General features: G+C 71.7%; 8 protein-coding genes. 7 read left to right on the top strand and 1 reads right to left on the bottom strand.

Annotated elements, in window-relative coordinates; translation table 11 throughout:
• The first annotated feature begins 125 nt into the window (after window positions 1-125).
• From AB0J71_RS04660 to AB0J71_RS04650, 3 genes are all read left to right on the top strand, one after another.
• Complete coding sequence (locus AB0J71_RS04660) at window positions 126-1691, top strand: sensor histidine kinase (protein WP_364412723.1); 1566 nt, start codon at window positions 126-128, stop codon at window positions 1689-1691.
• Complete coding sequence (locus tag AB0J71_RS04655) at window positions 1688-2350, top strand: response regulator (RefSeq protein WP_352318960.1); 663 nt, start codon at window positions 1688-1690, stop codon at window positions 2348-2350. The genes AB0J71_RS04660 and AB0J71_RS04655 overlap by 4 nt, the downstream gene beginning before the upstream one ends.
• Before the next feature lie 200 nt (window positions 2351-2550).
• Window positions 2551-4437 (top strand): VanW family protein, encoded by a 1887-nt coding sequence (locus AB0J71_RS04650; protein ID WP_364412720.1) that lies wholly within the window; start codon window positions 2551-2553, stop codon window positions 4435-4437.
• Here the strand turns inward: AB0J71_RS04650 and AB0J71_RS04645 are convergent.
• Window positions 4434-5531, bottom strand: coding sequence for a PQQ-dependent sugar dehydrogenase (locus tag AB0J71_RS04645; protein ID WP_364412717.1), 1098 nt, complete (start codon window positions 5529-5531; stop codon window positions 4434-4436). The genes AB0J71_RS04650 and AB0J71_RS04645 overlap by 4 nt on opposite strands.
• Window positions 5532-5647: 116 nt before the next feature.
• On the opposite strand from AB0J71_RS04645, the gene AB0J71_RS04640 reads away from it, so the two are divergent.
• The 4 genes from AB0J71_RS04640 to ilvN all read left to right on the top strand — a co-directional run bounded on the left by AB0J71_RS04640 (window position 5648) and on the right by ilvN (window position 11781).
• A complete protein-coding gene (locus AB0J71_RS04640; RefSeq protein WP_352318966.1) occupies window positions 5648-6466 on the top strand; it encodes a 2-hydroxyacid dehydrogenase in 819 nt (272 codons plus the stop codon).
• Between the two features lie 235 nt (window positions 6467-6701).
• Window positions 6702-9317, top strand: a complete 2616-nt coding sequence (locus tag AB0J71_RS04635; protein WP_364412714.1) for a sensor domain-containing phosphodiesterase — start codon at window positions 6702-6704, stop codon at window positions 9315-9317.
• A 207-nt stretch (window positions 9318-9524) separates the two neighbouring features.
• Window positions 9525-11264: an acetolactate synthase large subunit gene (locus AB0J71_RS04630; RefSeq protein WP_352318970.1), complete on the top strand. Its 1740-nt coding sequence runs from the start codon at window positions 9525-9527 to the stop codon at window positions 11262-11264.
• Entirely contained in the window at window positions 11257-11781 is a 525-nt protein-coding gene (ilvN, locus tag AB0J71_RS04625) for an acetolactate synthase small subunit (RefSeq protein ID WP_352318972.1), read from the top strand. Before AB0J71_RS04630 ends, ilvN begins: the two co-directional genes overlap by 8 nt.
• Window positions 11782-11784 lie beyond the last annotated feature (3 nt).

The following is an 11784-nucleotide window of genomic DNA, read 5'->3' as shown; positions in this document are numbered from 1 at the left end:
CGCACAGTCGTTGGCCTGCGATGGTGATGCCCGTTCCCCGACTGGTCGAGGCTTTGGGCGGTTGCCGTCATAGTGGTCGTATTGGTCGCGACCTGGCCGTGACCTGGCTTTGTTTCCATGTGGGCGTGCGCAGGGTTACCGACGCCCCCCTCGGCACCCAGTTGTTCGTGCTCCAGATGGTGATCGTGCTGCTCGCCGTCGGCGGCACGGCAGGCGTGTGGGCGGGGCACACGAGGGAGCAGCTCGACGCGCTGCACCAGCAGCGCGCCCTGGCCATCGCCCAGTCGGTGGCCGCCCTTCCGCAGGTCCGCGACGCCTTCCGGCTGGAGAACCCGGAGTCGGTGCTGCAACCGCTGGCGCTCAGCGTCCAGCACGAGACCGGAGCCGACTACGTGGCCATCGCCAACGCCGAGCAGAAGCGCTACGCCCACCCCAACGCCGCCCTGATCGGCAAGCGGCTGTCCACCGACGGCACCGCGGTCCTGCGTACGGGCCGCAGCTGGGTCGGCACCGAGACGGGCACGATCGGCACCACGGTCCGCGGCAAGACCCCCATCCGCGACGAATACGGCAACGTCATCGGCCTGGTGTCGGTCGGCGTGCTGCAGACCACGGTCACCGGCCAGCTCGGCGGCGCGCTGCCGCCGCTGATCTGGACCGCGCTGGCCGTGCTGCTGGCCGGTCTTGCGCTGGCCGCGCTGATCACCGCCCGGGTGCGCAGGCAGACGTTCGGGCTGGAGCCGCGCGAGATCGCCGCGCTGCTGGAGCAGCGCGAGGGCGTGCTGCACGGCGTGAAGGAGGGCGTGCTGGCCCTCGACCTGGCCGGGCGGGTCACGCTGGTCAACGACGCGGCCCGCGACCTGCTCGGCGACCTCGGGACCGACGTGACGCGCATGCCGGTCTCCGAGCGCATGCGCGACGTGCTGACCGGCGCCGACCCGGGCGAGGACCGCGTGGTGCTGCACGGCGAGCGCGTGCTGGTGCTCAACAGGACCCCGGTCGCGGTACGCGGCCGGCACCGCGGCTGGGTCGTCACCCTGCGCGACCGCACCGAGCTGGTCCGCCTGGCCCGCGAGCTGGACGACACCAGCAGCGCGACCGAGGCCCTGCGCGCCCAGGCCCACGAGTTCGCCAACCGCATGCACACCGTCGTCGGCCTGCTGGAGCTCGGCGAGCACGAGGCCGCGATCGGCTTCATCACCCGCACCACGGCCGGCGCGTACGCCACCGGCCTGCGCGAACGCGTCCAGGACGCCACGCTGGCCGCGCTGCTGCTGGCCAAGTCGGCCGAGGCGGCCGAGCGCGGGGCGCGGCTGGTGCTGGCGGAGGACTCCGCCGTGCCGGAGGGCGCGCTCGGCGACCCGCAGGATGCCGTCCTGGTGGTGGGGAACCTGGTCGCCAACGCGATCGACGCGCTCGACGGCGCGGGCGGCACGATCGAGGTCTCGGTCGTGGCCGACGCCGAGGGCCTGCACGTCCGCGTCGGCGACTCCGGGCCCGGCATCACGCCCGAGCTGGTGGAGGAGGTCTTCAGGGAGGGGTTCACGACGAAGGCCGCCCTGTCGGGGCCGCGCGGCCTGGGCCTGGCGCTGACCCGGCAGGCGTGCCTGCGCCGGGGCGGCTGGGTCCGGGTGCGCAACGCCGGCGGCGCCGTCTTCACCGCCCTGCTGCCCGCCGAGGCCCGCGCGTGAACGACGTACGGGTCCTGGTGGTGGACGACGACTTCATGGTCGCCCGCATCCACGGCGGTTACGTCTCGCGCGTGCCCGGCTTCGAGGTCGTCGCCGTGGCGCACACCGGGGCCGACGCGCTCGCCGCCGTGGCCGAGCTCCGGCCCGACCTGGTCCTGCTCGACATCTACCTGCCCGACATGTCGGGCCTGGAGGTGCTCAAGGCCATCGACGACGTGGACGTCCTGATGATCAGCGCGGCCCGCGACGTCGCCACGGTCCGGGAGGCCATGCGCGGCGGCGCGGTCAACTACCTGATCAAGCCGTTCACCGCCGCCGCGCTCACCGAACGCCTGCGCCAGTACGCCGACACCCGCAGACGGCTCACCGCCATCGGCCCCCAGGCCCGCCAGGACGACGTCGACCGGCTGTTCGGCGCGCCCAAGCAGCCCGTCCCGGTGCCCAAGGGCCTGTCGCCGGCCACCTGCGCGCTGGTGGCGCAGGCGCTGCGCGAGGCCGGAGGCGACCTGTCGGCGGCCGAGACGGCCGAGCTCACGGGCCTGTCGAGGGTGAGCGCGCGCCGGTACCTGGAGCACCTGTGCGCCTCGGGCCGGGCCGAGCTCCACCCCAGGTACGGCACCGCCGGACGGCCGGAACATCGCTACCGGTGGCTAGGTTGACACACTTCCGTATTCGTTTCTGGTGACATAGTCGGATACTCGTGCCTTACTGTTGCCTGAGACTTGGCTGCGGACCGGGAGGAGATTGAGGCGTGCGAAACGCCGGACCGATCGAATCACCGACCGACCCGTTCGCCTCGGTGCCGATGCCCACGTCGGGTGTCTCCAAGAAGCCGCGGATCGAAGGATTACCTCCGGGCGTGTCCCGTGACATCTTCGGCCCGCAGGACCAGCAGGAGCCCCGGCCGGCCCCAGGACCGAGCGCGCCCGGCGGTCAGACCGGCGGCGCGCTGCCACCGAAGGCGCCGCCCGCGCAGCCATGGCCCATGAAGGACAAGGACCCCGCCGGGCCCGCCCCCGTGTTCGGCGGGAGCGGCGGCGACCGGTCGCCCGCCTTCGAGCCGGAGCCCGTCCGCCGGCGCCGCCTGCTGCCCGGGGTGCTGGTGCTGGTGCTCGTCCTGGCCACGCTGGCGTACGTGGTGCCGGCCGTGATGATGTCGGGGGCCGTGCTGCGCGGCACCCGGGTGGGCGGCGTGGAGATCGGCGGCCTGACCGTCACCCAGGCGGCCGACAAGTTGCGCACCGAACTGGGCCCCAGGCTCAGCCGGCCGGTCACGGTGAACATCAACGGCAAGAAGGACACCGTCCAGCCCGACGAGGCCGGACTCGAACTCGACGTGGTCGGCACCATCGGGCAGGCCCCCAGCGGCTTCCCCGGCCCCGTCGAGGTCTGGCGCGGACTGACCGGCACGACCGACGTCCCGCCCAAGATCACTATCGACTCCTCCCAGCTCACCAGGACCGTCGAGGGCCTGGCCGAGGGCGTGGACAAGCAGGCCCGCGAGGGCAGGGTGACCTTCTCGGGGCTGGAGCCCAAGGCCCGCATGCCCGAGGACGGCGTGCTCCTCGACCGCGACGACGCCGTGCGCCGGATCGGCGAGGCGTTCCTGCGCGGTGGCGGCGCCGTGGTGCTCTCCATGCGCCCGGCCAAGCCCGTCACCTCGGCCGAGAGCGTCGAGTCGGCCCTGGCCGCGGCCAGGAAGGCCGTCTCCGCGCCCGTCACGCTGACCCTGGCCGGCAAGCAGGCCCAGCTCACCCCGGCCATGATCGCCGCCCACCTGACCTACGTGCCGGGCGACGACGGCGCGCTCGTCCCCCAGTTCGACGCGGAGGCCGCGCTCGCGCCGGTGGAGAACAGCCTCGTGGACGCCACCCAGCAGCCGCGCGACGCGACGTACCAGATCGTCGGCGACAAGCCGGTGCTGGTGCCCGCCCGCAAGGGCCGGGGCGTGAACGCCAAGCTGCTGGCCCGCGACGTCGAGAAGCTGCTCACCGCCGCGGGCCCGCGGACCGTGGAGGTCCAGCTGGGCGTGGTCACCCCCGAGGTCACCACGAGCCAGATCCGCGGCCTCGGCATCAAGGAGAACGTCGGCACGTTCACCACGTCCTTCGACTGCTGCCCGCCGCGCGTCACCAACATCCGCCGCATGGCCCAGCAGCTGGACGGCAGGCTGGTCAAGCCGGGCGAGACGCTCTCGCTCAACGAGGCGACCGGCGAGCGCACGGTCGAGGACGGCTACGTCCGGGCCGGCCAGATCGTCGGCGGCCGGATGGTCGACATCGTCGGCGGCGGTGTCTCCCAGTTCGCCACCACCATGTACAACGCGGTCTTCCTCGGCGGCTTCGACCTGGTCGAGCACGAGCCCATGGACTACTACGCGCCCTCCTACCCGGCCGGGCGCGACGTGGCGCTGCTCTACCCCGACCGCGACCTCAAGTGGCGCAACGACTCCGAGTACGGCGTGCTGATCAAGACCGCCACCACCGCCACGACGGTCAGCGTCACCCTGTGGAGCACCAAGCGGTACGACAAGGTCGAGGCGGTCGAGTCCGAGCGGCGCGACTTCAAGCCGTTCGGCCGGGCGACCAGCGACGAGCCGGGCTGCGTGCCCGCCGCCGGCCAGCAGGGCTTCACGATCGACGTCACCCGCGTGTTCCACAAGGGCGGCGAGATCGTGAAGAAGGACAAGAAGCTGGTCACCAAGTACCGGCCGCAGACCGCGCTCACCTGCGGCACGGCCGGCTAGGACGTGGCGACCGCCAGGATGCGGTCGTCACCCGGACGCGGTGAGCCCCGGCCGTCCTTGTTGCTGGTGCTCACCCACAGGCCGCCGCCGGGCGCCGCGGTGACCGCGCGCAGCCTGCCGTAGCGGCCGGCGTAGCGGGCCACGGGCGTGCCCGGCGCGCCGTCCCGGGCCAGCGGCACCTGCCACAGCCGCTGGCCGCGCAGCGTGCCCACCCACAGCGCGCCGTCCGCGTACGCCATGCCGGACGGCGACGCCTCACCGGTGGACCAGGTGACGATGGGGTTGACGAACCGGGCGTCGTTGCCCTTGCCCTCCACCACCGGCCAGCCGTAGTTGGCGCCCGGCCGGACCAGGTTGATCTCGTCGTAGGTGTTGGCGCCGAACTCGGAGGCGTACAGGCGGCCCGCGGTGTCCCAGGCCAGGCCCTGGACGTTGCGGTGGCCGTAGCTGTAGACGAGTGTGCCGAACGGGTTGCCGGGGGCGGGGGCGCCGTCCACGGTCAGGCGCAGGATCTTGCCGCCGAGCGAGTCGCGCCGCTGGGCCAGGCCGCGGTCGCCGGTCTCGCCGGTGGTGGCGTACAGGTAGCCGTCGGGGCCGAAGGCGAGCCGGCCGCCGTTGTGGATGCCGCCCTTGGGGATGCCCTGGACGAGGAGCCGCTCGTCGCCGAGGCCGTCGTCGCCGAGCCGGTAACGGACGATCCGGTTGTCCTGCTCGGCGGTGTAGTACAGGAAGACCTGCCGGTCCTTGACCGCCACGCCCAGCAGGCCGCCCTCGCCGCCGGGCCGCGCCGCGCCGATCCGGGCGACCTCGGTGACCTTGCCCGCGGGGGTGACGCGCAGCAGCCTGGCCGTGTCCCGCTCGGTGACCAGGGCGTCCCCGCCGGGCAGGAACGCGATCGCCCACGGCACGGCCAGGCCGGTCGCCACGTCCGCGGGAGCGCGGGGCGCCCTGGCCGCCGGGACCGAGGCCGTCGGGGGAGACGCCGTCGGGTCCGTGGCTGCCGGGTTCGTGGCCGGCGGCGCCTGGCCGCCGGCCGAGCAGGCGGCGAGCGCGGCCAGGAGCACGATCGTCCAGAGCTTCCTCATGTGTTCCATACTTCCCCGCGGGTCGTAAGGTTCTCGGCATGATGATCTGGGTTCCGTCCGAAGCGGCGGCGGATGTCCTGTCTGACATTCCGGGCGTCGAATGCGCTGTTTACGATGGTTCGGCCATGCCGGACGGCATCGAGGACGTCGAGGTCTGGATCCCGCCGCTGGTCGTGGTGCCCGACGTGCCGGGGACGCTGGCGCGGATGCGCTCGCTGCGGCTGGTGCAGACCGTCACCGCGGGGGTGGAGCCGTACCGGCCGCACCTGCCCGAGGGGGTGGTGCTGTGCAACGCCCGCGGTGTGCACGACGCCGGCACCGCCGAGTGGGCGGTCGGCGCGATGATCGCGGTGCTCAGGGAGTTCCCCGGGTTCGCCGACGCCCAGCGCCGCGGCGAGTGGACCTACCACCACACCGGCGTGCTGGCCGACTCCACCGTGCTCATCGTCGGCCACGGGTCCATCGGCGCGGCGGTCGAGCGGCGGCTGAGCGGCTTCGAGGTCGAGGTCGTCCGGGTGGCCAGGAGCGCGCGCGAGGGCGTGCACGCCATGGAGGAGCTGCCCGCGCTGCTGCCGTCGGCCGACGTCGTGGTCCTGCTCGTGCCCGCCACGCCCGACACCGCGGGCATGGTCGACGCCGCCTTCCTGGCCCGGATGAAGGACGGCGCCGTCCTGGTCAACGCGGCCAGGGGCGGCGTGGTCGACACCGAAGCCCTGATCGCCGAGCTCAAAACCGGTAGGCTACGCGCCGCGCTCGACGTCACCGCGCCCGAGCCGCTGCCGCAGGGCCACCCCCTTTGGAGCGCTCCGGGCGTGCTGATCACGCCGCACATCGCGGGCAGCACCCCCGCCTCCGTACGGCGCACGCTCCGGCTGATCCGCGAGCAGCTCGGGCGCTACCTCGCAGGTGAAGAGTTGATCAACGTCATTACCGACTCGTATTGAGAGGATCCCGGAACGTGGCTGGTCCGTGACCTTTCGTGCGTACGGTGGCGTCTGCAGGGAGTTCCTGACTCGCTGTCAAGGAACTCTTGGCGGAAATTGGTCTGTGTGGTTATCAGATCGGTGACGACATCGGCGTTGTCACCACCCGCGCATCCGCGACCGCACACACTGGCGATGTGAGCGCCGGGCTTCGGCGGTCACTGGTGCAGGGTTCAAGACAGGATGGGCAACGACTGTGATCCGCTGGCGTGATCCACGGGCGCCGCTGACCGCCGCAGGGGCGGCCGGAGTGGTGGCGTTCGCCGCCGCGCTCCTCGCGGGCGGGCCGGCCGTGCTGACCGGTGCCGTGGCCGGCGGCGTGGCGGCCCTGGCCGCCGCCGCCTCGCTGCTGGTGGCCTCGGTCAGGTCGGCCGAACACCGCTCGATGGCGATGGCCGCGCGCTGGATGGGCGGCGGCGCCGTCGTGTGGCTCGCCGGCGTGGCGCTCCGCGCGGTCGCCACCAGCTTCGTCGTCAGCTTCGCCGACCTGTTCGTCCTGCTCGGCACCGTGATCATCGCGGGCGGCGCGCTGATCGCCGCCGACCGCAGGTTCCCGGCCAAGGTCGTGTTGAGGCATCTCACGGACGCGTACCTGTGCGCGGCCTCGCTCTTCCTCATCGGCTGGGTGGTGGCGCTGCGCCACTATTACGAGGACGCGGGCGACGCGCCCACGTTCACCTTCGCCATGGTGCCGCCGATGATCGCGTTGCTCGTCTCCTGCGGGGTGATCCCCTCGGTGCTCACCAGCCGGGCCGGCTCCTGGCTGCTCGGCCTGGCCGGGGTGGGCGTGCTGGCCACCATGACCGTGGGCGGGCTGTCGGCCGCCATGGCCCGCCTGGCCGGCGACCCGCCGCCCATGTGGACCGTCATGCTCGTGCCCGTCGCGCTGCTGCTGCTGGCCGCCGTGCCCTGGGGGCCGCGGGCGCGGCCGGTCGCCGGTCCCGTCGTGCGCAACGTGGTCGCGATGATGCCGCTGGCGCTCGTCGCCGTGGCCGCCTGCACGCTGCTCGCCCACCTGGCCGGCTCCCGGGCCGCGCAGCCGGTGACCGGCGTCGTGGTGGTCGCGGTCTCCGTGGTGCTGCTCCTGCTCGTCCGCCTGTTCGTGCTCTCGGCGGCGTCCATCCGGCTGCGCGGCCTGGTCTCGCTGGGCGAGCGGCAGCTCAGGGAGCTGGCCGAGAGCACCGGCGACGTGGTGCTGCTGTGCGACTACGAGGGCGTCGTCCACGAGATCGGCGCCGGCGTCGAGGTCACGTACGGCTACCCGCCCGACGACCTGGTCGGCGGCTCGATCTTCGACTACATCCACCCCGAGGACGTCCCGGGCATCCAGGCCGCGATGCGCGCCATGACCACCGACGAGGAGGGCGCCGCGCCGGGCGCCTGCATGATCGCCTGCCGGGTGCGCGCCGCCGACGGCACCTGGCGGCCCACCGAGTCCGTCGCCACCCGCCACATCGGCGGCGACGACCTCATGCTCGTCACCACCCGCGACGTCAGCGACGAGGAGGCCCTGCGCAACCAGGTCGCCCACCTGACCTTCCACGACGGCGTCACCGGGCTGCCCAACCGCGCCTACTTCGAGGAGCGCACCCGCGAGGTGCTGTCCGGCCGCACGTCCGGCAACGTCGCGGTGATCTTCCTCGACCTCGACGGGTTCACCTCGGTCAACGACTCGGTGGGGCACGCCAGCGGCGACTACCTGCTCGGCCAGGCCGCCCGCCGGCTGCGCGGGGCCGTACGCGCCGACGACACGCTGGCCCGGTGGGGCGGCGACGAGTTCGCCGTGCTCGTGGAGACCGGCGGCGACGCCCAGATGGCCGTGGACATGGCCGAGCGCCTGGTACGCGCGGTCTCTCAGGAGCCGTTCCGGGTCGCCGACCGCGACGTGGCGCTGACCGCGAGCGTCGGCGTGGCCTTCACCGAGGACGGCCTGCCCGCCGGCGACCTGATGCGCAACGCCGATGTGGCCATGGCGCGTTCCAAGGAGCTGGGCGGGCGGCGGGTCGAGGTGTTCGCCGCGCAGATGCACGCCGACGTGGTGCGCCGCCTGGAGCTGGCCGCCGACCTGCAGCGGGCGCTCATCGAGCAGCAGTTCGCCATCGAGTACCAGCCCGTGGTCGACCTGGCCACGTCCCGGGTGACCGCGGTCGAGGCGCTGGTGCGGTGGTGGCGCGGCTCGGTGTTCGTGCCGCCCGAGCAGTTCCTCGGCCCGGCCGAGGACACCGGGCTGATCGTGCCGCTGAGCGAGTGGATCCTGCGCGAGGCGTGCCGCGAGGTGGCGTCCTGGCGGGCCTCGTCCTGGGACATCGGGCTGTCGCTCAACCTGTCGGCCCGGCAGATCACCGCGCCCCGCTTCGTCGAGACCGTCGAGCAGGCGCTGGCCGAGAGCGGCCTGCCCGCCTCCGCGCTCACCCTTGAGGTGATCGAGGAGATGCTCGTCGAGGACGCCGAGGAGACCATCAGGCGGCTGTCGGAGCTGCGCGCGCTGGGCGTGCGGCTGGCGATCGACGACTTCGGCACCGGCTACGCCTCGCTGGCCTTCCTCAGGCAGCTCCCGGTCGACATGATCAAGATCGACCCGTCGTTCGTGTCGGGCCTGGGCCGGGACGACACGCTGACCCTGCTCACCCGGACGATCGTGCGGCTCGGCCACGACCTCGGGCTCACCGTGGTGGCCGAGGGCATCGAACGGCCCGAGCAGCTGGAGCTGCTGCGCGAGATGGGCTGCACCAGGGGGCAGGGTTTCCTGGTGGCACGTCCCATGGCGGCCCGCGGCGTGGACAGCCTCATGCGGACGAGTCTCACCGTTTGAGACTCGCGTCCCGCCAAGTTGACATCGGGGCGTTCTGAGCGGCTATGGTGTAAGCCATGCTTCGCAGTGAGATTCTCGTAGTACTTCGCCGGCGCGCAGGCCGATAGCGAAGCACTCCGACCTGCGCGCCGCCCCAGACCCACCCCCGCCGGTGGGAAGGGGCATTTTTTATGTCCTTAAGTGAGTAGCCACGCAAGGAACGAGCCGATGACCGAACGGATGACAGGTGCACAGGCCCTGGTGAGGGCGCTGGAGCACGTGGGAGTCGACACCGTGTTCGGGATCCCGGGCGGCGCGATTCTGCCCGCCTACGATCCCCTTTACGACTCGACCAAGGTCCGGCACGTGCTTGTACGGCACGAGCAGGGCGCCGGCCACGCGGCCGAGGGTTACGCGCAGGCCACCGGCAAGGTCGGGGTCTGCATGGCGACCAGCGGTCCCGGGGCCACCAACCTGGTGACGCCGATCGCCGACGCCTTCATGGACTCGGTGCCGATCGTGGCGATCACCGGCCAGGTCGCCGCGCCGATGATCGGCACGGACGCGTTCCAGGAAGCCGACATCTCCGGCATCACCATGCCGATCACGAAGCACAACTTCCTGATCACCGATCCCGCGGACATCCCGCGCACGATCATGGAGGCGTTCCACATCGCCTCGACCGGCCGTCCCGGGCCGGTGCTGGTGGACATCTCCAAGGACGCGTTGCAGGCCCAGACCACCTTCAGCTGGCCGCCTGTCATGCAGCTGCCGGGCTACCGCCCGGTCACCAGGCCGCACTCCAAGCAGATCCGCGAGGCCGCCAAGCTGATCGCCGAGTCCCAGCGGCCCGTCCTGTACGTCGGCGGCGGCGTGCACAAGGCCGGCGCGTCGGCCGAGCTGCTGCAGCTCGCCGAGCTGACCGGCATCCCGGTCGTCACCACCCTGATGGCCCGTGGCACGTTCCCGGACAGCCACCCCCAGCACATGGGCATGCCGGGCATGCACGGTAGCGTCTCGGCCGTGGGCGCGCTGCAGAGATCCGATCTGATCATCGGGCTGGGCGTGCGCTTCGACGACCGGGTGACCGGCAACCTGGCCTCGTTCGCGCCGCACGCCAAGGTCGTGCACGCCGACATCGACCCGGCCGAGATCTCCAAGAACCGGCACGCCGACGTGCCCATCGTGGGCGACTGCAAGGAGGTCATCAGCGACCTGGTCGGCGCGATCCAGGCCTCCGGCCAGAAGGGCGACTACACCGACTGGTGGACCGTCCTGAACGGTTACAAGGAGACCTACCCGCTGGGCTACGAGACCTTCGAGGACGGCACGCTGGCCCCCCAGTACGTGATGGAGCGGCTGAGCGCCATCGCCGGGCCCGACGCCTACTACGTGTCCGGGGTCGGCCAGCACCAGATGTGGGCCGCGCAGTTCATCGACTACGAGAACCCCGGGACGTTCATCAACTCCGGCGGCCTCGGCACGATGGGCTTCGCCGTCCCGGCCGCCATGGGCGCGAAGATGGGCCGGCCGGAGGCCACGGTGTGGGCCATCGACGGCGACGGCTGCTTCCAGATGACCAACCAGGAGCTGGCCACCTGCGCCCTGGAGGGCGTGCCGGTCAAGATCGCCGTCATCAACAACGGCAACCTCGGCATGGTCCGCCAGTGGCAGACGCTCTTCTACGAGGAGCGGTACTCCAACACCGACCTGCAGACCGCGCGTCGCATCCCCGACTTCGTCAAGCTGGCGGAGGCCTATGGTTGTGTGGGCCTGAGGTGCGAGCGCGCCGAGGACGTCGACGCGACCATCAGGAAGGCCATGGAGATCAACGACGTGCCGGTCGTGATCGACTTCGTCGTCCACCAGGACGCCATGGTCTGGCCCATGGTCGCGGCCGGCACCAGCAACGACGACATCAAGATCGCCCGTGACATGGCGCCGAAGTGGGAGAACGAGGATGAGTAGACACACTCTGTCTGTGCTCGTCGAGAACAAGCCAGGTGTTCTCGCTCGGGTTTCGGCGCTGTTCAGCAGGCGGGGGTTCAACATCGACTCGCTCGCCGTCGGGCCCACCGAGCACGACGACATCTCGCGCATCACGATCGTGGTGAGCGTGGAGGAGCTGCCCCTTGAGCAGGTCACCAAGCAGCTCAACAAGCTGGTCAACGTCCTGAAGATCGTCGAACTGGATCCGTCACAGTCGGTCCAGCGCGAACTCATGCTGATCAAGGTCAAGGCGGACGCCGAGAACCGGTCGCACGTCCTCGAACTCGTCAACCTCTTCCGTGCCCGCTGCGTGGACGTCGCGGCCGACGCGGTGACCATAGAGGTCACCGGCACTCCCGACAAGCTCGAGGCCTTCGTCAAGGTCCTCGAGCCGTTCGGGATCAAAGAACTCGTCCAGTCGGGCATGGTGGCCATCGGCCGCGGCGCCCGTTCCATCACAGACCGGTCCCTCAGGGCACTGGACCGTACCGCCTGAAAG

It is taken from the genome of Nonomuraea sp. NPDC049637 (genome assembly GCF_040675235.1).
Classification (GTDB): domain Bacteria; phylum Actinomycetota; class Actinomycetes; order Streptosporangiales; family Streptosporangiaceae; genus Nonomuraea.
The sequence above is the reverse complement of the archived record's forward strand: the minus strand, read 5'-3'. Positions and strand labels throughout refer to the sequence as shown.

Bases quoted from the DNA above. Each gene is read 5' to 3' on its own strand.
- AB0J71_RS04645 (WP_364412717.1), bottom strand. From the start codon at position 5,531: ATGGAACACATGAGGAAGCTCTGGACGATCGTGCTCCTGGCCGCGCTC.
- AB0J71_RS04640 (WP_352318966.1), top strand. From the start codon at position 5,648: ATGCCGGACGGCATCGAGGACGTCGAGGTCTGGATCCCGCCGCTGGTC.
- AB0J71_RS04630 (WP_352318970.1), top strand. From the start codon at position 9,525: ATGACCGAACGGATGACAGGTGCACAGGCCCTGGTGAGGGCGCTGGAG.
- ilvN (WP_352318972.1), top strand. From the start codon at position 11,257: ATGAGTAGACACACTCTGTCTGTGCTCGTCGAGAACAAGCCAGGTGTT.